The organism is Rhodopseudomonas sp. G2_2311 (assembly GCF_047501505.1).
In the GTDB taxonomy this organism is placed as follows: Bacteria; Pseudomonadota; Alphaproteobacteria; order Rhizobiales; family Xanthobacteraceae; genus Rhodopseudomonas; species Rhodopseudomonas palustris_H.
Window position 1 is genome coordinate 480,429 of the sequence record NZ_JAZDRK010000001.1, and the last position, 24,092, is coordinate 504,520.

Here is a 24,092-nt window from a genome sequence, read left to right on the forward strand (position 1 = left end):
CCGACGGCCACAGCGGCAGCGGGGCGAGGCGTCGTCTGCTCCTAAATCGACCGTTGGGGCGCATTCCGACGGGCCGGCAAAACGGCTCGCAAAGCGACATGGGGCGTTATGTTGGGTGGAGTGTCCGGCTGCAAAAATGCGGCCGTCGCCTCTGCCCGCGAAAACAGATGGAGCCGGGTCACGGCTCGCCGGGCGAACAAGGTTCGTCCATCTAGCAACTTCCTGGGCCACCCAAGGCGGGGGTTCGGGCGACTTGAACGGGGCACGAGATGAAGATCGAACGGCGCTACACCAAGGACGGCCAGTCTCCTTACGCGGACATCGCGTTCAGGCTGACGACCAGCGAGATTCGCAATCCGGACGGATCGGTGGTGTTCCGCCTCGAGAATGTCGAGGTGCCGGAGTTCTGGTCGCAGGTCGCCTCCGACGTGCTGGCGCAGAAGTATTTCCGTAAAGCCGGCGTCGCCGCGCGCCTGAAGAAGGTCGAAGAAGAGAGCGTGCCGTCGTGGCTGTGGCGCTCGGTCGCCGACACCGACGCCCTCACCGCTTTGCCCGAGAGCGAGCGTTACACCTCCGAACATTCCGCCAAGCAGGTGTTCGACCGCCTCGCCGGCTGCTGGACCTATTGGGGTTGGAAGGGCAGCTACTTCTCGAGCGAAGACGATGCCCGCGCGTTCTTCGACGAGCTGCGCTACATGCTGTCGATGCAGATGGTGGCGCCGAATAGCCCGCAGTGGTTCAACACCGGCCTGCACTGGGCCTACGGCGTCGACGGCCCCGGCCAGGGCCACTATTACGTCGACTACAAGACCGGCAAGCTGACCAAGTCGAAGTCGGCCTACGAGCACCCGCAGCCGCACGCCTGCTTCATCCAGGGCATCGAGGACGACCTCGTCAACGACGGCGGCATCATGGACCTGTGGGTCCGCGAGGCGCGGCTGTTCAAGTATGGCTCCGGTACCGGCTCGAACTTCTCGCGGCTGCGCGGTGAAGGCGAACGCCTCTCGGGCGGCGGCAAGTCCTCCGGCCTGATGAGCTTCCTGAAGATCGGCGACCGCGCCGCCGGCGCCATCAAGAGCGGCGGCACCACCCGCCGCGCCGCCAAGATGGTGGTGGTCGACGTCGATCACCCGGACATCGAGGCCTACATCGACTGGAAGGTGAAGGAGGAGCAGAAGGTCGCCGCTCTGGTCACCGGCTCCAAGGTCAACCAGAAGCACCTCAAGGCGATCCTGAAGGCCTGCGTCAACTGCCAGGGCTCGGGCGACGACTGCTTCGATCCGGAGAAGAACCCTGCGCTGCGCCGCGAGGTCAAGCTGGCGCGCCGCGCGCTGGTGACCGACGCGATGATCAAGCGTGTCATCCAGTTCGCCAAGCAGGGCTACAAGGAGATCGACTTCCCGATCTACGACACCGACTGGGATAGCGAGGCCTACCTCACCGTCGCCGGCCAGAACTCCAACAACTCGGTGTCGCTGAAGGACGACTTCCTGCGCGCGGTCGAGACCGACGGCGACTGGCACCTCACCGCCCGCACCAACAAGAAGGTGGTGAAGACGCTGAAGGCCCGCGACCTGTGGGAGAAGATCGGCACCGCGGCCTGGGCCAGCGCCGATCCCGGCCTGCACTTCAACACCACCATGAACGACTGGCACACCTGCAAGGCGTCCGGCGACATCCGCGCATCGAACCCGTGCTCGGAATACATGTTCCTCGACGACACCGCCTGCAATCTCGCCTCGGCGAACCTGCTGGCGTTCTACGATGTCGGCGCCAACCGCTTCGACCTCGACGCCTACGAGCATCTGTGCCGGCTGTGGACCGTGGTGCTGGAAATCTCGGTGCTGATGGCGCAGTTCCCGTCCAAGCAGATCGCCGAGCTGTCCTACGAATTCCGCACCCTCGGCCTCGGCTTCGCCAATATCGGCGGCCTGCTGATGACCATGGGTCTGTCGTATGACTCCAAGGAAGGCCGCGCGCTGTGCGGCGCCCTCTCCGCCATCATGACCGGCACCGCGTATGCGACCTCGGCCGAGATGGCCGCCAAGCTCGGCGCCTTCCCCGGCTACAAGAAGAACGCCGACCATATGCTGCGCGTGATCCGCAATCACCGCCGCGCCGCGCATGGCGAGACCCGGGTCTATGAGGCGCTGTCGGTCAACCCGGTGCCGCTCGACCACGCCGGCTGCCCGATCCCGGACGCCGTCGCCCACGCCAAGGCTGCCTGGGACAAGGCGCTCGAACTCGGCGAGCAGCACGGCTACCGCAACGCGCAGGTCACCGTGATCGCGCCGACCGGCACCATCGGTCTGGTGATGGACTGCGACACTACCGGCATCGAGCCCGACTTCGCGCTGGTGAAGTTCAAGAAGCTGGCCGGCGGCGGCTACTTCAAGATCATCAACCGCGCCGTGCCCGCCGCCTTGCGCGTGCTCGGCTATCCGGAGCACCAGATCGAAGAGATCTCGGCCTACGCCGTCGGCCACGGCTCGCTGTCGAATGCGCCGGCGATCAACGCCTCGACCCTGAAGGCCAAGGGCTTCACCGATGAAGCACTCGCCAAGGTCGAAAAGGCGCTGCCGACCGCGTTCGACATCAAGTTCGCCTTCAACAAGTGGACCTTCGGCGAGGACTTCCTCAAGGACGTCCTCAAGATCGAAGCCGAGCAGATCGCGCAGCCGAACTTCGACCTCCTCACCGCGCTCGGCTTCACCAAGCGCGAGATCGAGGCCGCCAACATCCACATCTGCGGCGCGATGACGGTCGAAGGTGCGCCGCACCTGAAGCCCGAGCACTACGCGGTGTTCGATTGCGCCAATCCGTGCGGCAAGATCGGCAAGCGCTATCTGTCGGTCGAGAGCCACATCCGGATGATGGCCGCGGCGCAGCCGTTCATCTCCGGTGCGATCAGCAAGACCATCAACATGCCGAACGACGCCACGGTGGAGGACTGCAAGTCCGCCTACATGCTGTCGTGGAAGCTGGCGCTGAAGGCCAACGCGCTGTACCGCGACGGCTCCAAGCTGTCGCAGCCGCTGAACGCGCAGCTGATCGCGGACGACGACGAGGACGAGGACATCGACACCTTCCTCGACAAGCCGATGGCCGCCCGCGCCGCGCACGTCTCCGAGAAGGTGGTGGAGCGCCTGGTCGAGCGCATCGTGGTGATGCGCGAGCGCGAGAAGATGCCGGATCGCCGCAAGGGCTACACCCAGAAGGCGGTGGTCGGCGGCCACAAGGTCTACCTGCGCACCGGCGAATATGATGACGGCCGCCTCGGCGAGATCTTCATCGACATGCACAAGGAAGGCGCGGCGCTGCGCTCCTTCATCAACAACTTCGCCATCGCGGTCTCGCTCGGCCTGCAATACGGCGTGCCGCTCGAAGAATATGTCGACGCCTTCACCTTCACCCGGTTCGAGCCGGCCGGCCCGGTGCAGGGCAACGACTCGATCAAGTACGCCACCTCGATCCTCGACTACGTGTTCCGCGAGCTGGCGGTGAGCTACATGGGCCGGTTCGACCTCGCCCATGTCGATCCGACCGAGACCGGCTTCGACGCCATCGGCAAGGGCGTCGACGAAGGCAAGGTACCGGATGGCGGCGTGATCGCGGGCCCCGCGGCGGCGACCAAGTATCTGTCCAAGGGCCTGACCCGGTCGCGCACCGACAATCTGGTGGTGATGCGCAGCACCCCCGCCCACCCGGCGGAGACGACGCCGCGCAACGCCCCGGCCGGCGCCGCGCCGACCGTCACCGCGCTCGCCTCCTCCCGCGTCGGCGACGCCCTCGAAGGCGCCACCGCGCTGAAGCAGGAAGTGCAGACGGATCTGTCGCCGACCGAAAAGCTGGAAGCGCTGCAGTGGAGCAAAGCCACCACCGCCGCGACCCAGGCCGCCCCGACCAAAGCCGAACGCCGCGCCGAAGCCAAAGCCAAGGGCTACGAAGGCGAGATGTGCTCGGAGTGCGGCAACTTCACGCTGGTGCGGAATGGCACCTGCATGAAGTGCGATACGTGCGGGTCCACGACGGGGTGCTCGTAAGAGACGTCTTGCGCGCGTACGTCAAGACAGCTTCTCCTGAGAACTCAGAAACCAGAGAAAGGGACTCGCTATGACAATCGCGATTGCTACTGCTGGCCTATTGATCCTCGGAGTTGGCGCACTGCGTGTGATTAGATGCGATGGGCAAGAGGGAAGTATATGTCGCGATGGCTGGCTGAGCCGGAGCTTAGGTAAAGGTACCTGCTCTTGGCACGGCGGAATTGAACGATAGGTTTCCCACAGTGAAGTGTGAAAGGCCTCCCCATCGGGGGGCCTTTTGCATTTACGCTACCAGCGTCGCACTTATTCTTCTCGCAAGACCCGTTGATAGTTCGTTCCAATCGGTTGATCGGCACTATCAAGCATGATAAATTTCAATCGTTGGTAACCGTTTCTCGCCTGAAACGACCTCCAGACGGTGATCTGTCCGTTGCCGAGCGGGGACCGCGAAAGCGTGGCTCCCGCGAAGCTCCAACAGCCAGCAAATGCGTCAAGCACGCTGCGTTGGCACAAAAGATCAACGGGGGTGCCGATGCCCAAGGTGCATAATGGTAAGAGCGGGGCTAAGGACTTTTACGACGAGGCGAGGCAAGGCCGGAAGCGGAGCACCAGCAGCGCGCGTTCACGATTTGTTCTTTTCGTGGCCGCCATCCACATCGTCCTGGGTCAGTCAGTAATTGACCTCCAGACGGTGATCTGTCAGGTGCCGAGCGGGGACCGCGAAAGCGTGGCTCCCGCGAAGCTCCAACAGCCAGCAAATGCGTCAAGCACGCTGCGTTGGCACCCGTTCAAACAGGCTTAGGTGCACCAATCGGCTCGATCCTAGGCCTGAGAGAACGATGAGTTTACGAACCCAGTGCCGGGCTTTCACAAAAGCCAACCTCGTAAAGACTTGGCTTCATTCGAAGGACAGCACGCTTAACGCGGGGAAGCCCGGAATAGACGGCATAACCGCTCAGCAGTTCGCAGCACGCCTTGACTCCAACATCGCTAATTTGGCGAAGGCTATACGAAACGGGCAATATGGCCCGTCTCCATTGCGTGCGGTTCTTATCCCGAAGCCCAACAGCAAGAATGACCGCCTAATCTGCATCCCCACTATACAAGATCGGATAGTTCAACGCGCGTTGATGGGATATCTGGCCTCGGGCTCAAGGCTGAGAATTTCTCGGGCATCTTCCTACGGCTTTCTTCCGGGAAGAGGTGTCAGGAATGCGATAAGCGACGCACTGGAACTGAGAACCAACCTTAGATGGTGCGTAAAGACCGATATTGAATCATTCTTCGATTCGATTCCGCGCGATCAATTGAAGGATCGTATCGAGAGAGCTTTGCCGCGAAATAGCGTCACGCCGCTCCTCAAGCGATTTGTGGATTGCGAAGTTAAAGAAGACCGTCGCTTAAGGGCAGAACTAGCCGCCCGAGGAATCAAGCGCGGTGTCGGCCTCCGACAGGGGATGCCACTATCTCCCCTGCTCTCTAATTTTGTTCTCGCACCCTTTGATTTCCACGTCGAGCGCCGGCGGCTGAAAATGGTCCGATACGCCGATGACATCATACTCTTCTTCGAGAGCAAAGCCGAAGCGCAAGCCGGGCTCCAATTTGTCAGGGATGACCTTCTCGCGCTAGGTTTCACTATCCCCGACCTTGACGATCATTCAAAAACGAAGCTCGTCGCTCCAACGGAATCCGTGGAGTTCTTAGGCAGGGAATTGAGAGTGGCACCCGGTGGCTTCGGATACGTCTCAGCCGTTTCTCACAAACAGATTGCCAAGATCAAGCAGAGGCTAGAAAGCGAATTCAATTTCAGCACCCAATCTGACAGAGGAATGACCTTCCAGGATTCAGTCGTCACTTTGACGCGATCCATCTGCTCTTACTTGGGGATCTACAAAGACGCGTACAATTTTACTCTACTGGACTCTGCACTCAGAGGCTCGATGCGGGACATTCTAGAATCGATATTCCAGGATATCTTTGGCGAGTCGGTTCTGGAAAACGTCAATGATCGGGCGCGGACATATCTTGGGTTCGGAAAGCTTGAGCTTCCAGATCCAGTGAACGACATCGAAGACTTGGCCTAGCGACCGTCGCTCGCATGAGCTTAACCCGTATCAAGCGTAGCCCGGGTGAGCGCAGCGATACCCGGGACTCCAGCAAGCGTAGCCCGGGTGAGCGCAGCGATACCCGGGACTCTTCGCGCCGCGTCCGCCGATACGCCCCCCGGATGGCGCTTCGCTTATCCGGGGTACAGGACTACAATGGTCGTTATCGCAGTCAGCCGCGACCTGATCTTGAGAGCCTGGCATGAGCATTTCGGCCATCAGCGTCCGCTTTGACGACCATACGATGTGGGTCGAGTTGTCGGACGGTCGCACCCTCGGCGTGCCGCTGGCTTGGTTTCCGCGGCTGATGCGGGCAACGCCGGCCGAGCGAGCCCAGGTGGAATTGAGCCGCGTCGGAATGCATTGGGAAGCGCTCGACGAGGACATTTCGGTGGCCGGCCTGCTGGCTGGCCGTGGCGACGTGACGCAAACATCGGAAACTGCGGCTTAGCTCGTAGGGCGGATTAGCAAAGCGTAATCCGCTGCTGATCATGCGACGGCTCAACACGCTTCGCTATTGCGCCCTACGCACTGTTACCAACTTTCGGCGACCTTGCGCTTTCTGACTTTAGAAATACAGTGATGCATTAGCAATTCGGAGAATTTAGCGTGGCAACTCATCGTGTTTTCCTCACGACACCTCCCTTAGAAGTAGGACGAGCAGACGTTTGTATTGAGATCAAGAAGAATGATAGCAAGCTGGGCGAGTTAAAGATCTCGCATGGGTCAGCCGTCTGGTTTCCGAATGGAAATTCTTACGGATTCAAGCTTTCTTGGTCGAAGGTTGCCGCCTTATTCGAGGAACATGGAACGAGCAAGGCCGAGCTCAGATGAGCGACGGCGGCTCGTAGAGCGCATAATTCAAATGAGCATAGCCCCGCGGGCGGATGAGCCCGTAGGGCGGTTTAGCGCAGCATAATCCGCCGATCCTCCTCGACAGCGCTAGACGCTCGGCTCTAGCGCCCTCCGGCCTACGGCCGTGAACCATCTTCCCCGACAACGCGTCTCACCATGAGCAATGGTCCGCGCCGGTGCGGCTGGCGTCCGGCCGGACGCTGTGGCGCCTGCGCCCGCTCCGGCGTAGCGGACTAGCCGTCGCAGCTTGGGAGATAGGTCATGCGTATCGCATTCACCGGCGCGCTGGTGCTGGCTCTGTCGTTCGGTTCGGCAGCGCAGGCAACGGAGGTGCGGTGGACGTCCACCAAGCAGCCCGCCGAAGTGCTCGGCATGCCGGCCGGTGAGGAAGAAGCCGACGATGTGCTGCGCCTGACGTGCCTGAAGAGCGGCGCGGTGCAGATCGGACTGGGCGGATACACGAGCCTCGGCAAAGGCAAAAGCGAGCCGCTGAGCGTCACGCTGACAAGCGGCGCGCAATCCGTCACGCTTAACGGCAAGTCGGTGCGCAGCAAGAATTTTGAGATGACGGGAGCCTTCGAGCTGAGAGCGGATCTTGCTCCCGGCGAAACCCAGCCCTTGATCGGCGTCCTGACGGCGGGACAGGCAATCCGCGTCTCGGGCGGTCTGAAGGACAAATGGTCGGTCAAGGGACTGAAGCCGATCGTGGAGCGGTTCAGCGCGGCCTGCGTCAGGAACTAACCAAACGTAGCCCGGGTGAGCGCAGTGACACCCGGGAGTCTTCGTGCGCCGAGATGCTGGCCCCGGATATCGCTTCGCTCATCCGGGCTACGGACTATGCGGCTCGTCACTCCGCCGCCGCTCGCTCCGCCTGCGGGCGGACGAAGGCCACGACCGCATCGGCGGCATCCGCGACAAACTCCGGGTCGTCGCGCAGCTGCTCGATGCTGCGTGGCTGCGGGATCGGATCGCCGTCGGCACGCAGCAATGCAAGATGACCACCGAGCGCTTCGGCGGCGTTGTCGATCGCGTGCTCGAAGGTGTCGCCGGCCGAGATGCAGCCGGGCACATCGGGAAAGGCGACGCCATAGGAGGTGTCGCTGTCCTTGTAAACCAGCGCCAGATAGCCGGATGATGCGCTCATCGGACCTCCTTCAGACGTCGCTTTCGAAATGCGGCACCGTGAAATTCAGGGCCTTGGCAGGTAGTATCGAATCGTCAGCGACGCCGACTTACCGCTTTCCGTCTCGTAAACGATCTCGGCAGCCCCCTTCTTCGACTCGGCACGCATAGCATCGCAGCACAGCGGCATAGAATGATTGCCGCCGGGCTTTGGAGGATAGCCGCCGACAACACGATGCAATTCTCCTGCGTTAATCTCTACGTGAGGACGGCCCTGCTGGGCCGCCCTCGCGATCTGCTGAAACAACTCATTCCGAAATTCATCGATTGTCGCCATGGCGCCATCCCCGGGGCGTTACATGCATCATACTGCGACCACCGACGGATTGGCGCCAGCCCAATCCGTCACGAGGTGGGACAGGCAAGCAAAGCCCGGAGCCCGCAGAGTGGATCAGCGTAGCCCGGGTGAGCGCAGCGACACCCGGGGCTCTTCGGCCCGCCGAAATGCTGCCCCCCGGATGTCGCTTCGCTCATCCGGGCTACGGGACTAGCTACACGGCGATTGGACCGCCGTCTGCCAATGCCGGTGAAGGGCCGCCACGTCGCCGCTGGTCAGGATCGGCATCGCGGCTCTCAGGTCGTCGTCGCTCCAGTCCCACCAGCGAAGCTCGAGCAGCCGCGCGATGTCGGGGTCGCCAAACCGCTTCCGGATCAGCTTCGCGGGGTTGCCGCCGAGGATGGCATAAGGCTCGACGTCATTCGTCACCACAGCCCGCGCGCCGATCACCGCGCCGTCCCCGATTGTGACGCCGGGCATGATGATGGCTTCGGTGCCGATCCAAACATCGTTGCCGATGACCGTGTCGCCGGCGGGTTGGAATCCGTTTGCCGCGCCGGCGAAGGCTGGCATTTCGGGCATCCAGAAGAACGGGAAGGTGCTGATCCAGTCGCTGCGATGCCCCTGGTTTCCGGCCATGATGAAAGCCGCACCCGAGCCGATCGAGCAGAACGAACCGATCACGAGCTTGTCGACACCGTCGTCCGGCAGCAGGAAGCGGGCGCAGTCGTCGAAGCCGTGACCGTGATAATAGCCCGAATAGTAGCTGTAGCGGCCGACCCGGATATTCGGGTTGGTGACCAGGCGATCGAGCGTGATGCCCTTGAACGGGCTTTCGAAAACGTTATGCATGGTGAGGACCAATGGTTCGCAAGCCGCGCATGCGGCGATAGCTCACCCGAACCTTCTCGGGTGACCGACAGCGAGCGATCAGGGCGATCGCCTGCTGCAGCTTCCAGCGTCAGATCCGCGGAAGCGCGATGCCGGTGGTACTGTGTGTGGCCTTCATTCTCGCATGATGGCGCATGCGTCAGCCGATGCCAAGGCTGTCCCCCTGCCCGTCGCCATACTGTGGATCGCGAAAGCGCAGCCCGGGTGAGCGCAGCGAGACCCGGGACTCTTCGTTCCGCAGAGACGCTGATCCCGGATGTCGCTTCGCTCATCCGGGCTACGCGACGACTACATCCCGCAATCGACGGTGCGATCCCGGCCCGCTGCCTTCGCCAAATACAGCCGACTGTCCGCCAGTTTGTACAGCGCCGCCCAGTCGCCGGCTTCGCGGATCGTCGCCACCCCAAAGCTCGCCGTCACCGGCCGCGTGTCCAGACCGGGAATGCGGCTGTTGGCGATGGTCTGGCGAAGCCGTTCGGCGCATTCGGCGGCGTCGGCGAGCGAAGCGTCCGGCAGGAACACCGCGAACTCCTCGCCGCCCCAGCGGCCGACCAGATCGCCCTTGCGCGCGGTTCTGCGCAGGATCGTCCCAATCTCCTGCAGCACGACGTCGCCGACGTCATGACCGAAGGTGTCGTTGATCGATTTGAAATGGTCGACGTCGCACAAAATCAGCGACGCTCCTTCGGGCGCGCGGCGCATCGGCGCCGCGATCTCCGCCTCGAAGCCGCGGCGGTTGAGCAGCCCGGTGAGATGGTCGAGATCGCGCTCGCGGCGCAGATCATCGATCAGGTCGGACACCGCCGCAGCCAGGATGGCCATCGCTAGCGCTGCGCCCAGCACCGCGAGCGACAATTGCAGCGTCTGCCAGAACACCGAGTCGGCGAAGGCGAGTGGTCCACCCGACGGCGGCGAGGCGCCGACCGTGAACACGGTGCGGGGAAAGAAGTGCAGCCCGAACAGGAGCAGCGTCCAGAACAGGATGCGGTCGACCACGCGGCCGTGTCTGAGCTGCGCAAGCCGCAGCGCGGCGACACAGAGCAGCAGTCCGTAGCCGAAATTCTGCACGTAGATGCGCGCCAAGAGATTGCGATCGACGTAGAAGAAGTAGTACAGCGCCAGCGAAAACGCGGCGAAGATCACGACATCGATCCACCAGCCCAACGCCCTGCCCGAGCGGATCAGCACCCCTTCGACCGCCGCGATCACGGCGCAGGTGTAGAGCGCGCCCGACACCATCGCGTTGAGGCCCGTATCACGTGGCCAATACAGAATCTGGCTCGTCGCCCCGAGAGCGAACAGCGCACACGCAGCCGCCAGAAGAGCGAGATAAGGCCGCCGCCGGTCGTAGCTCCAGGCCGCGAGAAACGCGAGGCCGAATACGCCGATGATGCCTGGCCCGATCAGGGACAGCGTGACTCTGACAACGGAACCCGGCATTTCGAACGTCGCGACCTCACCAGCTCAAGCCCGCGTGTTGTGCCTCCATCGGCTGTCTAAATCCACCACGCACTCGATTCAATTTTAGCCAAGTGACATCGCTTCCGGCCGATCAGCGCAGCGTGCTTCGCCACGCGTCCGGCAAGCTGCTGGTGGAGGTTTCTGAGACACCTTCGGTCGCCGCCGATGCTGTGCGGCTTGGCGTTGCGGTCCGCCACGCGCCTGTGCCATCCTGCCGCACATGACCACATCCGGCGACAGCTCCGCTTCGAAAACCGCGCTCGTGTTCGGCGCGACCGGGTTGATCGGTTCGCAGCTTTTGCGCGGGCTGCTGGACAGCGCCGACTATGCGCGGGTGATCGCGGTGGTGCGGCGACCGCTGACCTTCAACAATCCGAAGCTGACGGCGCTGATCGGCGACCTCGACCGCCTGCCGGCGCTGGCCGCACAACTGAAAGCCGACGAGGTGTTCATCGCGCTCGGCACCACGCGCAAGCAGACGCCCGACGAGACCGCGTACTACAAGATCGACCACGACTATCCGGTGGCGGCCGCGCGGATCGCGCGCGAGGCCGGCGCGCAGGCGGTGTTTCTGGTCACCGCGGTCGGTGCCGACGCCGCCTCACGCTCGTTCTATCTGCGCACCAAGGGCGAGACCGAACGCGACATCATCGCGCTCGGCTTTCCGCGCACCGCGATCTTCCGCCCGTCGATGCTGATGGGCGAGCGCAGCGAGCACCGCCCGGTGGAGCGGCTGTTCATTGCGCTTGCGCACATCGTCAACCCGTTGCTGCGCGGCAGGGCCGATCGGTTTCGCGGCATCGACGCCGGCGACGTCGCGCTGTCGATGATCGCGGCGGCGCGGTCCGATGCGCCGAAGCTGCAGATCTATCATTGGCGCGAGATGATGGCGCTGCTTCGCCGCTAGAGGGCGCGAACGAGCGCCCTACGCCTGCTTCAGCCGCTTCTTGTAGGCCTCGGGGTCCATGTCGCGGATGTCGACGCTGAGGCTATGAATGTCGGGGCAGTGCTCGACCAGGGTCTGACGCAGCGCGACGCTGAGCGCCACCTTCTGCTCCGGCGTACGGCCCGCCAGCATGAACACGGCAAGATGCACGAAGCTGTCGCGCGTGCCGGCCACCAGATAGTCGTCGAAGCCGCGCGCCCGCACCTTGATGTCGGCCGCCTGCATCACGCCGGTTGCCGCCGCGGCGACCGCGAGCTGCGCCAGCAGCGGCGCGATCCGGTCGCGGCCGAGATCGTCGCCGGAATAGTCCATCACCAGATGCGGCATCGCCCTTCCCTCATGCGCCGTGACCACCGCGCCTTCATTGGCGCTGGCGCCGGCGCGGTCAAGCCCACGGCGGATCAACGCAAGCGCCGCGCCGCCGATCGCTGTATGCGCAAATGCCATCGAGCCCGCGCCATCTCGGCGCCACCATCGCGGACGAAGGCTGCGAGTCAACGCAGCCAGCTCGGCCTCTCTGCCGACCGAGCCCAACTGGAGCTCTCGAGCTTGAACCGCCCCGACCAGCACGTCACGCTTCACCCCGCGGCGAAACAGGATCTCCCCGTCTTCATGCGCGAGCTGCAGGACGCGTTCGCGGTGGCCGTGGTCGAAGAGTTCGGCTCGATTCCGGGCGAGCGCATTCCAGCCGACAGCGACATCCAGCGATCGTTCGATGCGCCGGGCGCCGAGGTGCTGCACATCATCGCGGACGGCGAACGCGTTGGCGGCGTGGTGGTGCGGATCGACGCCGCGACCCAGCACAATTCGCTCGACCTGTTCTTCATCGCCACATCGGCGCACGGCCGCGGCCTCGGCACCGCCGCGTGGCGGGCGATCGAACAGCGCTATCCGCAGACCAAGGTGTGGCAGACCCACACGCCGTATTTCGAACGCCGCAATATCCACTTCTACGTCAACAAATGCGGCTTCAAGATCGTCGAATACTACAACGACCGTCACCCCGATCCGCACGAGCACGAGCTCGAACATCAAGCCGAACCGGACGGCCTGCCGCCGGACGGCGGCTTCTTCCGGTTCGAAAAGATCTGCTGAAAGCCCGCCTGTTTTTCCTCACACGAAAAAGGACCATCGCCCTTGCCAACGCCCGAGCCCCTGATGAAAGCCGTCGTCGTCGAAGACTATGCCGCGATCGACCAGGTCGCGTTGAAACAGATCGCGCGGCCGGCGGTGACACCGGGATCGGTGCGGGTCCGGGTGCAGGCGGTCGGCATCGGCTTCGTCGACGGCCTCAAAGTGCAGGGCCGCTATCAGACCAAGGATCCGCTGCCGTTCATTCCCGGCACGGAATTCGCCGGCGTGATCGACGCGGTCGGCGACGGCGTCGCCAACCTCGCGCCCGGCCAGATGGTGATGGGGATGGCGCGCTCCGGTGCGCTCGCCGAATACATCGTGGTGCCGGCCGAGGCGGTCGCGCCGCTGCCGGACGGCGTCTCGCCGGAAGAAGGCGCCTCGTTCCGGGCCAACTACCTCACCGCCTACTACGCGCTGGCCGAGCGCGCCCGGCTGCAGCGGGACGAGATCCTGCTGGTGCTCGGCGCCGCCGGCGGCGTCGGCACCGCCGCGATCCAGATCGGCAAGCTGCTCGGCGCCCGTGTCATCGCCGGAGCGTCCACCGCGCAGAAGCGCGACTTCGCGCTGAAACTCGGCGCCGACGCCGTGATCGACTACACCCAGCCGGACTGGCGCGACACCTTCAAGACGCTGACCGGCGACCACGGCGCCGACGTGATCTTCGATCCGATCGGCGGGCCGGTCGCGGTCGAGGCGTTTCGCTCGATCGCCTGGAACGGCCGGCACATCGTCGTCGGGTTCGCGGCCGGGAGCATCCCGGCGCTGCCGTTCAACCTGCCGCTGCTGAAAGGCGGCAGCCTGCTCGGCGTCGACCTCGCTCAATTGCCGCGGCGCGAGCCGGAGGTGCTGGCGCGCTGCACCACGGAGCTGTCGCGGCTGCTCGCCAGCGGCGCGCTGAAGCCCGCGATCGTCTCGGCCTTCGCACTCGAGGACTTCCGCGCCGCCTTCACCACCCTCGCCGGCCGCGACGCGCTCGGCAAAGTGGTCATCCGGATCGCGCCGTAGCGCGGGAGGAATCGCCGCACCGTCATTGCGAGCGAAACGAAGCAATCCAGCTTCTTGCAGAAGATGGATTGCTTCGTCGCCGCGCTCCTCGCAATGACGAACTTTCGAGCATGCGCCGTCGTAAAGCCTCTCCACGCGGACCAACGTCATGCGCGGGCTCGACCCGCGCATCCATCCCGTGCGTCAGCACGCATCGAGTAAGAAGATGGATTGCCGGGTCGAGCCCGGCAATGACGTGGTACCACGCATGATCGCACGTCGCAGCGCTTACTTCGCCGCCTGCGAGGTGCCGACTGTCCCGGCGTTGCCGCTGCCGAGCTGCTGCGCCATCTGCAGATGATGTTCGAGCACCGGCAGCGTCTGCGCGGCCCATTGCTTCAGCTCGGGGAAATCGCCATTGCCGGCATAGCCGCGGAACAGCGTCACCGCCTGCTGATGCGCCTGCACCTGCTGCTCGGCATAGGTCGCGGCGAAGGCGGCGCCCTCGGTGGCGTTGAGCTTGTCGAGCAGCGCCTGATGCGGCGGATCGAGCTGGCTCGGGACGTCGACCTTGAGCCCGCGCTGGGCGATCAGGCGGCGGACGTCGGCCGAGGTCTTGCCGTGGTCCTGCAGCATCTGATTGGCGAACTGCTTCTGCGCGTCGGTGCCGCGGGCGAGCGCAAGCCGCGCCGAGGCGGTCTCGAACAGATCCGAGATCGCAACCTGCTGGATGAAGCCCGCCGTGGTCGAGCTGATCGCAGACGGCGGCGCGCCGGGCGCCTGCGCGGCCGATTGCGCGGCGGCGGGGGTGGCGAGCAGCATGCCGCTCAACAGAACGATGGCGCCCTTCATATCGGTGTCTCCTGATGTCCGCGTGTCGGAAGCCGCGCCCGGAACTCACCGGCGCGGGCCTGTTGATCGATGCAACTCGACCGCGAAGGCTCCGTTCCTGGCTGCGACACCGGCGCGGGATCACCGCCCGCTAATCGCCCTGCCCCGGTTTGTCGCTTGGCGCCGGCTCCTCGATCTTCGCCACCGGCAACCGCCAGCCGCGGCGGATCGCGGCGACGCGTAGCGCAAAGCACGCCAGCAGCGCCGCGGTGGTGACCGGCCCGTCGGGCCAGTGCAGCATCTGGCCGAGCACGATGATCGCCGCGGCGATCGCCGCCGCCACCGCATACAGCTCGGCGCGCAGAACGGTGGGGATTTCGGCCAGCAGCATGTCGCGCACCATGCCGCCGCCGATCCCGGTGACCACGCCGAGCGCGATCGCCGTCACCGGGCTGAGCCCGTGCGCCAGCGCCTTGGTGGCGCCGGTGACGGCGAACAGCGCCAGCCCTGCGGCGTCGAACATCAGGATCGCGCTGCTGATCCGCACGATCACCGGCACCAGATAGAAGGTGACGAGGCCGGCGAGCAGCGACACCCCGAGATAGCGCCAGTCCTGCACCGCGACCGGCGGCACCGCGCCGATCAGCACGTCGCGGGTGATGCCGCCGGCATTGCCGGCCGCGAACGCCAGCACCAGCACACCGAACAGATCGAGCCGCCGCCGCGCCCCGGCCACCGCGCCGCTGAGCGCGAACACGAAGGTCCCAGCCAGATCGAGCAGAACCGGAAACTTGTCCATGATGTCGAGACCTGCCGCCTTCATCAGACCGCGCACGCTAAGCCGCGCCGATTCCGCCCAAGCTACTCCGCCGCACGCGCCGAGTGCATTGGTCCGCCCCGCTTCCCACCGTTAGATCTTCTTCGCCCGCAGCAGCTTGGTCAGCACCGGATTGGGAAAGCGCCGCTCGATCGTCACCGCGTAGAAAGTCTCGACGATGCCGGACAGCTGCTCGGCTTCGATCAGCCGGCCGTCGTCGAGTTCGTCCTTGACCACGATCGGCGGCAGCACCGCGAGGCCGAGATCTTCCCGCGCCAACAGCCGCATCATCGCCATGTCCTCGACCTCGGCGGCGATCTGCGGCCGGATGCCGAGCCGCGCCACCAGCGCGTCGAAGCCCATCCGGATGCTGCTGCCCGCGGTCGGCACGATCACCGGATGGCTGCGCAGCCGGTCTTCGAGACTGCCCTTCCGCCGCAGCCGGGCGCGGGTGCCGATCAGGCTGACCGAGCGCTCGGCAAGCCGGTGCACCACCAGCCGGTTGACGCTGTCGCGCGCCGGGGCGTGGTTGATCAGCACCACGTCGAGGCTCAGCGCCCCGAGCAGCTGCAACAGCTCCGCCGCACTACCCGAGCGCAGGATTAATTCGACGTCGGGCCGGCCGAGCACCGGGCGCAGAAACGCCATCTGGAAATTGCGCGACAGTGTCGCCAGTGCGCCCACCCGCAGCGCCTGTCGCGCCACCCCGGTGTTGCGCAGCGTATCGATCAGTTCCTCGCCGGTCGCGAAAATCGCATCGGCATGATCAAGGGTGATGCGGCCGGCTTCGGTGAGATGCAATTGCCGGCCGCGGCGCTCGAACAGCGCGTGGCCGATCCGCTCCTCGAGCTTGCGGATCTGCACCGATAGCGCCGATTGCGTCAGGTTCAGCCGCTGCGCCGTGCGGGTCAGATTGCCGTCATGCGCGACCGCCCAGAAATAGCGCAGATGGTTGTAGTTGAGCCCATTCATCGTTCGATTTTAGCGAACGTCAGCCCGAAAACAATGAATTTTCTTTGATCCAGTCGCGGGTCTATCCCGGCGGCGAAACTCTTCATCGCCCGCATCCGGAGAACAGCCCCGTGCCCCTCGATCTGCTGCCACTCGCCGCACCGCTGCCCCTGCTGATCGCCGCCGCGTTCGCCTTCGCGCGTCCAGGGCGGCGTCCGCCGCTGGTGCCGGCGATGGCCGAGGCCGCGGCACTGCTGGCTTTCGTCATCACCGCCGGTGCGCTCGCGGTGCTGATCATGGTCGGCCCCGCGACGAGCCCGCTAATCGGCTTGGCCGGCGTCGGCCTGTCGGCACGGCTTGATGCGGTCAGTGCCACCATGCTGCTCCTGGTCGGGTTCGTCGGCTGGATCGTGGTGCGCTACGCGCGGACCTATCTCGACGGCGAGGCACGGCAGGGTACGTTTCTCTTCTGGCTGTGCACGGCGATCGCCGCGGTGCTGCTGCTGGTGCAATCAGGCAACTTGGTGCAGCTCGCGGCATGCTGGATCGCCACCAGCGAGTGTCTGCACCGGCTGCTGCTGTTCTATCCAAACCGCGCCACCGCGCAGCGGGCCGCGCGCAAGAAGCGGATGTTTGCCAGCGTCGGTGCAGCCGCGATGCTCGGTGGCGTGGCGCTGCTGGCGACCGCATATCACTCCACGGACATTGCCACCATCAACGCCGCCGCACGCACCGGCGATGCGCCCGCCGCCGCGATGATCGCAGCCGGCTTACTGGCTGTCGCAGCACTGCTGAAGTCGGCGCAATTCCCCACCCATGGCTGGCTCACCGAAGTGATGGAAGCGCCGACGCCGGTGTCGGCACTGCTGCATGCCGGGGTGATCAATGCCGGCGGCTTCCTGCTGATCCGCTTCGGCGATCTGATGATGACAGTGCCCGGCGTGCTTGCGGTGCTGGCGATGGTCGGCGGCTTCACCGCGCTGTTCGGCGCACTGGTGATGCTGACCCAGCCGGCGGTGAAGACATCGCTGGCGTGGTCCACCGTGGCGCAGATGGGCTTCATGATGCTGGAATGCGGACTGGCGCTGTTTCCGCTGGCACTGCTGCACATCGTCGCCCACTCGCTGTACAAGGCGCACGCCTTCCTCGCCTCCGGCGGCGCGGTCGAACAGATCGTCGCGATCCGGCGACCCGGCCCGATCGCGGTGCCGAGCGGCGCGGCCGTGGCGCGGGCCTTCCTGGCGGCGCTGGCGATCTACGTGTCGATCGGCGCCGGCTTCGGCTTGGTCTTCGGGTTCGATCACAAGCCGCCACAGTCGCTCGCGCTCGGCGCCATCCTGGTGTTCGGCGTCGCCTATCTGCTCGCCCAGGGCCTGGCTGACGCCGCGCCGCGGTTGCTGACCCGCCGCACCGCAATCTACTCCGCCGCAACCGCCGCCGGTTACTTCGCACTCCAGACGGCCGCCGAATGGCTGACCAGCGGCACGCTGCCGCCGCCGCTCGCGCCCGGCCGGCTGGAATGGACGCTGATATCGCTGGCGGTGCTGAGCTTCGGCGGCATCGCCGTCGCCCAGGCGCTGTTCCCGCTGTGGACCTCGCACCCGGCAACCGCGGGTCTGCGCGTCCATCTGTCGAACGGCCTCTACATCAACGCCGCCCTCGATCGCCTGCTGAGCGGCTGGTCCGCCCGCACCACCTCGTGATCCGGCCAAGGGAGCCCAACCATGCTGATGACCAAGCCCCCCGTCCCGCAGCTCAACCTCACCGCCGTGCACGAGGCGGCCGGACGCGCCGCCCGAGCCATCCCGCCGCTGTGGCCACTGGTGTCGAGCGTCGCGGTCAACCCATTCCTCGGCCAGACCGGTGAGCCGCTGGCCATGGCGGCCGCCCGGCTCCACCGCGTCGCCGGTGCCGCCGTGACGATGCCGCGCCCCTGGTACGCCGAGCGGATCGCCTCCGGCGAGATCAGCGACGTCGACCTTGCCGCTGCGCTTGACGCCGCACCGCCGACCTCACGTCCGCCGACGATCGCCGATCTGAAGCGGGCCGCGCAGACGGACATCGCGCCGCCGCAGGCGCTGCCGACCGTCGCCGAGCTTGCGAGCGCTGTCTCGGGCTTCGATTGGACCGGCTTCGTCGCCGAGCGCTTCAGCGCCTGGGCGAGCGGTTACTTCGATCGCGGCCAAGCGCTGTGGGCCGCTCCGAAGGGACCGAACGCCTATGCGGCCTGGCGGCTGACCGCGATCCACGATCTGACGCCGGAGATCTTCGGCCTCACCGGCTTTGCGGCGAATGTTGCCGCTGCTCCGGAATCGGCGGATGCGGCGCTGATCCGCGCCGTTGAGCAGCTTGGCCTGAGCGAGGCTGCGTCGGAAAGCTACTTCCATCGCCTGCTGGTCGGCCTGGGCGGCTGGGCTCAGCTCGCGCGCTACCGGCTATGGCAGGCAGAGCTATCGGGAAGCACCGATACCGCGGTGACCGATCTCATCGCCATCTGCGCAGTTTGGCAGTCGGCCCTGCTGCGCAAGTATCAACCCCAGATCGCGGCAGATTGGGCCAACGCGATCGACGCCTACGCAGAGCCGCTGCAGCCGACCGAAGACGATCACATCAACGCCATCCTGCAGGATGCGGTCGAACACGCCGCGCAGCGGAAGCTTCAAACCGTGTTGTCGACCTCAATACAGCCGAGGCCGGATGATCGTCCGACGCTGCAAATGGCGTTCTGCATCGACGTTCGCTCCGAGCCGTTCCGGCGCGCACTGGAAAGCCTCGATCCGCGGATCCACACGCTCGGATTCGGCGGCTTCTTCGGCCTTCCGATTGCGCATCGGCGGTTCGCATCCGACGTCGTCGAAGCCCGCCTGCCGGTGCTGTTGCCGCCGCGTGTCACCACCAGCTGCAGCGGACAAACGCACGCGCACGAGGCGAACGACCGCGCGAAGCGTGTCGCCGCGCGCGCCAAGCGCGCCTGGGGCCGCTTCAAGCTGGCAGCGATCTCGTCCTTTGCCTTTGTCGAGTCGATGGGGCCGGTCTATGTCGCCAAGCTGCTCAGCGACGGCCTGAGGTCCGGTACGCGCAAGACCAACGCTGATCCGGCGCCGCAGTTTGATCCGCCTCTCGCTCTCGGCGCTCGGGTCGATACGGCCGAGGCCGTTCTGAGAGCCATGTCGCTGACGGGTCCGTTCGCGCCGCTGGTTCTGATCGCCGGGCATGGTGCCAGCGTCGTCAACAATCCGCACGCCAGTGCGCTGCATTGTGGCGCCTGCGGCGGCTTCCCCGGGGACGTCAATGCGCGGCTGCTCGCCGGACTGCTCAACGATCCGGAGGTCCGTACGGCACTGGCCGGTCGCGACATCGCGATCCCAGCCGATACGCTATTCGTCGGCGCGCTGCATGACACCACCACGGACGCAGTGACACTGTATGATGCCGACCATCCCTCGCCGGCCCACGCTGCGGACCTCGCGCAGACGCGGGCGTGGCTCGCCACCGCCGGCGCGTTGACGCGGAGTGAGCGAGCATTGCGGCTGCCGCGGGCGGCGACGGGCGGCGCGATTGCGCGGCGGGCGCGCGATTGGGCCGAGGTCCGCCCCGAATGGGCGCTCGCCGGCTGCCGGGCCTTCATCGCCGCGCCGCGGTCCCACACCAGCGGTCGTGACCTTCAGGGGCAAGCCTTCCTGCACGACTATGACTGGCGCAAGGATACCGATTTCTCGGTGCTCGAGCTGATCCTCACCGCACCAGTGGTGGTCGCGAGCTGGATCAGCCTGCAGTACTACGGCTCCACCGTCGCGCCGGAAACATTCGGCGCCGGAAACAAGCTGCTGCACAACGTCACCGGCGGGATCGGGGTGGTTGAAGGCAATGGCGGCCTGCTACGGGCCGGCTTGCCGTGGCAGTCGGTGCACGATGGCGAACGCTTGGTCCACCAGCCGCTGCGCCTGTCGGTGTTGATCGAGGCCCCGCATGAGGCGATCAGCACCATCCTCGATCGCTACCCGGAGATGCGTGCGCTATTCGACAACGGCTGGATGCATCTGCTCGCGCTCGACGATAGTGGTCGGATGCACTGGCGCTACGTCGGCGATGGCCGCTGGAACGTGGTCGTGACGCCTGGGGCACAGGAACAGTCGATCGCAGAGCTCGCGTGAACCGGCGAGCTTAGTTCGGTGCCTTCAGGCGGTAGCCGATCCCAGTCTCCGTCAGCAGGTACTGCGGACGCTCGGGATCCGGCTCAATCTTCTGCCGAAGCTGGCGAACATAGACTCGCAGATACTGCGCGTCGGTGAGTTCGTCCCACAATTCGTGCAGGAGAAACTTATGCGTCAACACCTTGCCGGCGTGTTGCACCAGAACGCGCAGCAGATCGTATTCCTTCGGCGACAGTTTCACGTCCTTGTCGGCGAGCTTGACGATCCGTCGCACCAGATCGACCGACAGATCGCCGACGCGAAACACCGGGCGCTCGCCCTGCACCTGAAGCTGATGCCGCAGCGCGGCGCGCAGCCGGGCGAGCAGTTCGTCCATGCCGAATGGCTTGGTGACGTAGTCGTCCGCGCCGAGGTCCAGCGCCTCGACCTTGCCGGCCTCATCGCCGCGACTCGACAGCACGACGATCGGAACCGCTTCGCTGCGCGCGCGGATTTGCCGGAGCAGCTCGTGGCCGGGGAGATCGGGCAATCCGAGATCGAGCACGACGAGATCGGGCGGCGTGTTCGCCATCGCTTGCAGCGCGAGCTTGCCGTTGCTGGCTTCGATCACCTCGTAGCCTTGGCTTCCGAGACCCATCCGCAGAAGCTTCCGGATTGGCGGTTCGTCGTCGATGACCAGAACTTTAATCGGCATGGCACTCACGCTGCACTGATCAGAGCATCGCGGTGCGATGCGACAGGAAGACGGATAGTCATCGCGGCTCCGCTGCGATCGGCGCGATTGCCGGCCGACAATCGCCCGCCCATCGCTTCGATGAACCCGCGTGCGATCGCCAGGCCGAGGCCAGTGCCGGGCCGAACGTGGTCGCCTTTTCGCACGCGATAAAACTTGTCGAACACGGTTTCCAACTCGGCGGGCGGAATCCCCTCGCCTTCGTCGCGCACCTGAAGCTCGACGAGGCCGCCGCTCTGCGCGGCCCGAAGCTCGATCGCGCTGCCTGTCGGCGCGTACTTCGCTGCGTTGTCGAGCAGGTTGAACAGCGCCTGCTCGAATAGCACGGGATCGACCTCGATCATCGGCAGATCGTGGCCGAGGTCCAGTTCGACCGTATGCTGAGCGAGGATCGATGTGGCGCGGCGCAGCGTGGCGCCGACCAGTTCGCCGAGATCGTGGGCCGCGCTGTTCGGCACGACGGCACCGGATTCGAGCTTGGTCATGTCCAGCAAATTGGCGATGAAGCGGTTGAGGCGTTCGGACTCCTCGACGATGGTGCCGATCAGCTCGGTCCGCTGCGCGTCGCTCAGGTGCGGCGCCAGATCCCGCATCGTCGTTGCCGCGCCGAGCACCGCGGCGAGCGGAGTCTTCAGATCGTGCGAAATCGAGGTGAGCAGCGCCTGCCGTAACCGGTCGGACTCGGCATCGCGTTTGACCCGGTCCATGTCCTCGACCAGATGCACACGCTCGATTGCGAGCGCGCCCTGGTCGGTGAGCGCGTCGAGCAGCCGCCGCTGGTCCGGCGTCAGCAACGGCCCGGCGCGGTCGTCGTCGATCCCGATCACGCCGATCGGCCCTCGCCCGGTCCGCATTGGCAGGAACAGCCGCTTGGCGCCGGGCAAGGTGTCGGAGCCGCGCCCCGCCACCCGATCGTTCTCCCACGCCCAATTCGCCGCGGCCAGATCTGCCGGATCGAGCTGATCCTCCGGCGGATAGCCGGCCTTGACGGCGATGCGGCCTTGCTCGGGGAGCAGCAGAACTACCCGCACCTTCAACATCAGCGCGATCTGATACGCAGTCGCCCACAGCACGTCGTCGAGTGCTGCGGTACCGGCGAGCTTCCGGCTAAAGGCGTAGAGCGACTCTGTCGTCCTCACCCGCTGCGCTGCGGCGGTCGCCTGGGCACGAACGCGCCCGGCGAGGTTCGAGACCAAGATCGCGATCAACATGAAGAAGAAGAACGCGACGATGTTGGTCGGATCGGTGATGGTGAAGGTGTAGACCGGCGGGAGAAAGAAGAAATTGTAGCACAGCGACGCGACGACGCTGGCGAGCAGCGACGGTCCCAGCCCGTAGCGGACCGAGACGCCGACGACGGCAGTGAGAAACACCAGGTCGACGTTCTCGATGCTGAAGAACGGCTCGATCAGCTTGGCAACGCCGAGCCCAATCCCGACCAGCACCAGGGCCATCGGATACGGCCACGGGTTGAACGGCTCGGTTCCCTCGGCCGGCCGCAGCGAACGGGTCTGGCTTTCCTCGATCGAGACCGCCGTCCCGGTCATGACGTGGATCGAGATGTTGCCGGAGCCGCGCACCAATTCGTGGACTGTCGAGCCACGCAGGGCTTCGTACCAGAACGATCGCGGCGCCTTGCCGACCACGATCTGGGTGATGTTGTTGGCACGCGCAAATGCGAGGATGTCGTGCGCCAGGCTGCGATCACCGCCCGGAATCGCCAGCGCTTCGCCGCCGAGCGCTTCGGCCAGACGCAGCGTATCGGCGAGCCGGTCGCGCTGCTGCTCACTCAGCGACAGGCTGCGGCGTGTCTCGATGTTGATCGCCGTCCATGGCGCGCGCAGACGATCCGCAAGCCGCTTGGTGTAGCGGACCAACCCCTGCGAGCGCTGATCGTCGCTGACGCATACCAGCACGCGCTCGCCCGCCGCCCATGGACCGGCGATCGCGTTGGCCTGCATATGCGACAGCAATTGCTCGTCGACCCGCTCGGCGGTACGCCGCAGCGCCAGTTCGCGCAGCGCCGTCAGGTTGCCCGGTGAGAAGTAGTGCTCCAGCGCGCGCTCGGCCTGCTTGGGCACATAGACCTTGCCCTCTTTGAGGCGCTGGATCAGGTCGTCCGGCGTCAGGTCGACCAGTTCGATCGCATCGGCGCGCTCAAACGCCGAGTCCGGCACGGTCTCGCGCACCCGGACCGTGGTGATCTGCGCCACCACATCATTCAGGCTTTCGATGTGCTGAATGTTGACCGCGGTGTATACGTCGATGCCGTTCGCCAGCAGCTCCAGCACGTCGAGATAGCGCTTAGGATGGCGGCTGCCCGGTGCGTTACTGTGCGCCAGCTCGTCGACGATGGCGAGCTGCGGCCGCCGGGCGAGCACCGCGTCGAGATCCATCTCTTCGAGGACCTGCCCTTTGTAGGGAATGCGCCGGCGCGGGACAGTCTCCAGGCCGGCGAGCAAGGCCTCGGTCTCGGCGCGGCCGTGGGTCTCGGCGTAGCCGATCACCACGTCGACCCCGGCCTTGGCGCGGGCGTGCGCGCTCTGCAGCATCGCGAAGGTCTTGCCGACACCCGGAGCCGCGCCCAGGAAGACCTTCAGCCTGCCCGTGCCCGGCTCCTGCCGCCTTGCCTGTTCAAGCAAGGCGTCCGGAGATGGTCGCGAAGGCGGCTCAGCGCGCGGATCTGGCATGGGCAAAATATATCCGACCGCAGCGGACTCGCCTAGCA

19 protein-coding genes are annotated in these 24,092 nt (G+C 65.4%); 9 read left to right on the forward strand and 10 right to left on the reverse strand.

All coding sequences use genetic code 11. The annotated features are described in order from the left end of the window. Positions 1-269 precede the first annotated feature (269 nt). The 4 genes from VRZ08_RS02335 to VRZ08_RS02350 all read left to right on the forward strand — a co-directional run bounded on the left by VRZ08_RS02335 (position 270) and on the right by VRZ08_RS02350 (position 7,744). On the forward strand, positions 270-4,043 hold the full coding sequence (locus VRZ08_RS02335; RefSeq protein WP_414531449.1) for a vitamin B12-dependent ribonucleotide reductase: 3,774 nt from the start codon (positions 270-272) through the stop codon (positions 4,041-4,043). An 839-nt stretch (positions 4,044-4,882) separates the two neighbouring features. Continuing rightward, a complete protein-coding gene (locus VRZ08_RS02340; RefSeq protein ID WP_414531450.1) occupies positions 4,883-6,127 on the forward strand; it encodes a reverse transcriptase domain-containing protein in 1,245 nt (414 codons plus the stop codon). A 223-nt stretch (positions 6,128-6,350) separates the two neighbouring features. Beyond that, entirely contained in the window at positions 6,351-6,599 is a 249-nt protein-coding gene (locus VRZ08_RS02345; RefSeq protein ID WP_414531451.1) for a DUF2442 domain-containing protein, read from the forward strand. A gap of 665 nt (positions 6,600-7,264) precedes the next feature. Continuing rightward, on the forward strand, positions 7,265-7,744 hold the full coding sequence (locus VRZ08_RS02350; protein ID WP_414531452.1) for a hypothetical protein: 480 nt from the start codon (positions 7,265-7,267) through the stop codon (positions 7,742-7,744). Between the two features lie 106 nt (positions 7,745-7,850). Here VRZ08_RS02350 and VRZ08_RS02355 read toward each other — a convergent pair whose 3' ends face one another. The 4 genes from VRZ08_RS02355 to VRZ08_RS02370 all read right to left on the reverse strand — a co-directional run bounded on the left by VRZ08_RS02355 (position 7,851) and on the right by VRZ08_RS02370 (position 10,793). Beyond that, entirely contained in the window at positions 7,851-8,147 is a 297-nt protein-coding gene (locus VRZ08_RS02355) for a type II toxin-antitoxin system HicB family antitoxin (RefSeq protein ID WP_264073689.1), read from the reverse strand. A gap of 45 nt (positions 8,148-8,192) precedes the next feature. Continuing rightward, complete coding sequence (locus VRZ08_RS02360) at positions 8,193-8,462, reverse strand: hypothetical protein (RefSeq protein ID WP_414531453.1); 270 nt, start codon at positions 8,460-8,462, stop codon at positions 8,193-8,195. A 210-nt stretch (positions 8,463-8,672) separates the two neighbouring features. Next, positions 8,673-9,314: a type B chloramphenicol O-acetyltransferase gene (gene catB, locus VRZ08_RS02365; RefSeq protein WP_414531454.1), complete on the reverse strand. Its 642-nt coding sequence runs from the start codon at positions 9,312-9,314 to the stop codon at positions 8,673-8,675. A gap of 327 nt (positions 9,315-9,641) precedes the next feature. Next, entirely contained in the window at positions 9,642-10,793 is a 1,152-nt protein-coding gene (locus VRZ08_RS02370) for a diguanylate cyclase (protein ID WP_414531455.1), read from the reverse strand. 241 nt (positions 10,794-11,034) lie between these two features. Between VRZ08_RS02370 and VRZ08_RS02375 the strand changes: the two genes are divergently transcribed. Further along, positions 11,035-11,721: an oxidoreductase gene (locus VRZ08_RS02375; RefSeq protein WP_414531456.1), complete on the forward strand. Its 687-nt coding sequence runs from the start codon at positions 11,035-11,037 to the stop codon at positions 11,719-11,721. 18 nt (positions 11,722-11,739) lie between these two features. Here VRZ08_RS02375 and VRZ08_RS02380 read toward each other — a convergent pair whose 3' ends face one another. Further along, a complete protein-coding gene (locus tag VRZ08_RS02380) occupies positions 11,740-12,087 on the reverse strand; it encodes a 5-carboxymethyl-2-hydroxymuconate Delta-isomerase (protein ID WP_414531518.1) in 348 nt (115 codons plus the stop codon). A gap of 222 nt (positions 12,088-12,309) precedes the next feature. On the opposite strand from VRZ08_RS02380, the gene VRZ08_RS02385 reads away from it, so the two are divergent. Together VRZ08_RS02385 and VRZ08_RS02390 are read left to right on the forward strand one after the other, a co-directional pair. Beyond that, positions 12,310-12,855, forward strand: coding sequence for a GNAT family N-acetyltransferase (locus VRZ08_RS02385; protein WP_414531457.1), 546 nt, complete (start codon positions 12,310-12,312; stop codon positions 12,853-12,855). Between the two features lie 63 nt (positions 12,856-12,918). Next, the gene (locus tag VRZ08_RS02390) at positions 12,919-13,899 is read left to right on the forward strand and encodes an NADPH:quinone oxidoreductase family protein (protein ID WP_414531458.1); all 981 of its coding nucleotides are present in this window, start codon (positions 12,919-12,921) and stop codon (positions 13,897-13,899) included. Positions 13,900-14,166: 267 nt separating this feature from the next. Here VRZ08_RS02390 and VRZ08_RS02395 read toward each other — a convergent pair whose 3' ends face one another. The 3 genes from VRZ08_RS02395 to VRZ08_RS02405 form a co-directional block, all read right to left on the reverse strand. Next, complete coding sequence (locus tag VRZ08_RS02395) at positions 14,167-14,730, reverse strand: DUF4142 domain-containing protein (protein WP_414531459.1); 564 nt, start codon at positions 14,728-14,730, stop codon at positions 14,167-14,169. 130 nt (positions 14,731-14,860) lie between these two features. After that, positions 14,861-15,532 carry a trimeric intracellular cation channel family protein gene (locus VRZ08_RS02400; protein ID WP_414531460.1) on the reverse strand — a complete coding sequence of 224 codons (672 nt, stop codon included), beginning with the start codon at positions 15,530-15,532 and terminating at the stop codon, positions 14,861-14,863. An 87-nt stretch (positions 15,533-15,619) separates the two neighbouring features. Next, positions 15,620-16,498: a LysR family transcriptional regulator gene (locus tag VRZ08_RS02405; protein ID WP_264073697.1), complete on the reverse strand. Its 879-nt coding sequence runs from the start codon at positions 16,496-16,498 to the stop codon at positions 15,620-15,622. Positions 16,499-16,608: 110 nt separating this feature from the next. Here VRZ08_RS02405 and VRZ08_RS02410 point away from each other — a divergent pair, with 110 nt between their 5' ends. Both VRZ08_RS02410 and VRZ08_RS02415 read left to right on the forward strand, forming a co-directional pair. Then, positions 16,609-18,180: a proton-conducting transporter membrane subunit gene (locus tag VRZ08_RS02410; protein ID WP_414531461.1), complete on the forward strand. Its 1,572-nt coding sequence runs from the start codon at positions 16,609-16,611 to the stop codon at positions 18,178-18,180. Between the two features lie 21 nt (positions 18,181-18,201). Further along, positions 18,202-20,631, forward strand: a complete 2,430-nt coding sequence (locus VRZ08_RS02415; RefSeq protein ID WP_414531462.1) for a YbcC family protein — start codon at positions 18,202-18,204, stop codon at positions 20,629-20,631. Between the two features lie 10 nt (positions 20,632-20,641). Here the strand turns inward: VRZ08_RS02415 and VRZ08_RS02420 are convergent, their stop codons facing one another. Further along, on the reverse strand, positions 20,642-21,334 hold the full coding sequence (locus tag VRZ08_RS02420; RefSeq protein ID WP_408018821.1) for a response regulator transcription factor: 693 nt from the start codon (positions 21,332-21,334) through the stop codon (positions 20,642-20,644). Next, complete coding sequence (locus tag VRZ08_RS02425) at positions 21,331-24,054, reverse strand: DUF4118 domain-containing protein (RefSeq protein WP_414531463.1); 2,724 nt, start codon at positions 24,052-24,054, stop codon at positions 21,331-21,333. The genes VRZ08_RS02420 and VRZ08_RS02425 overlap by 4 nt, the downstream gene beginning before the upstream one ends. Positions 24,055-24,092 lie beyond the last annotated feature (38 nt).

Coding starts and splice junctions, on each gene's coding strand:
- VRZ08_RS02335 (WP_414531449.1), top strand. CDS start 270: ATGAAGATCGAACGGCGCTACACCAAGGACGGCCAGTCTCCTTACGCG.
- VRZ08_RS02340 (WP_414531450.1), top strand. CDS start 4,883: ATGAGTTTACGAACCCAGTGCCGGGCTTTCACAAAAGCCAACCTCGTA.
- VRZ08_RS02345 (WP_414531451.1), top strand. CDS start 6,351: ATGAGCATTTCGGCCATCAGCGTCCGCTTTGACGACCATACGATGTGG.
- VRZ08_RS02350 (WP_414531452.1), top strand. CDS start 7,265: ATGCGTATCGCATTCACCGGCGCGCTGGTGCTGGCTCTGTCGTTCGGT.
- VRZ08_RS02355 (WP_264073689.1), bottom strand. CDS start 8,147: ATGAGCGCATCATCCGGCTATCTGGCGCTGGTTTACAAGGACAGCGAC.
- VRZ08_RS02360 (WP_414531453.1), bottom strand. CDS start 8,462: ATGGCGACAATCGATGAATTTCGGAATGAGTTGTTTCAGCAGATCGCG.
- catB (WP_414531454.1), bottom strand. CDS start 9,314: ATGCATAACGTTTTCGAAAGCCCGTTCAAGGGCATCACGCTCGATCGC.
- VRZ08_RS02370 (WP_414531455.1), bottom strand. CDS start 10,793: ATGCCGGGTTCCGTTGTCAGAGTCACGCTGTCCCTGATCGGGCCAGGC.
- VRZ08_RS02375 (WP_414531456.1), top strand. CDS start 11,035: ATGACCACATCCGGCGACAGCTCCGCTTCGAAAACCGCGCTCGTGTTC.
- VRZ08_RS02380 (WP_414531518.1), bottom strand. CDS start 12,087: ATGCCGCATCTGGTGATGGACTATTCCGGCGACGATCTCGGCCGCGAC.
- VRZ08_RS02390 (WP_414531458.1), top strand. CDS start 12,919: ATGAAAGCCGTCGTCGTCGAAGACTATGCCGCGATCGACCAGGTCGCG.
- VRZ08_RS02395 (WP_414531459.1), bottom strand. CDS start 14,730: ATGAAGGGCGCCATCGTTCTGTTGAGCGGCATGCTGCTCGCCACCCCC.
- VRZ08_RS02400 (WP_414531460.1), bottom strand. CDS start 15,532: ATGAAGGCGGCAGGTCTCGACATCATGGACAAGTTTCCGGTTCTGCTC.
- VRZ08_RS02405 (WP_264073697.1), bottom strand. CDS start 16,498: ATGAATGGGCTCAACTACAACCATCTGCGCTATTTCTGGGCGGTCGCG.
- VRZ08_RS02415 (WP_414531462.1), top strand. CDS start 18,202: ATGCTGATGACCAAGCCCCCCGTCCCGCAGCTCAACCTCACCGCCGTG.
- VRZ08_RS02425 (WP_414531463.1), bottom strand. CDS start 24,054: ATGCCAGATCCGCGCGCTGAGCCGCCTTCGCGACCATCTCCGGACGCC.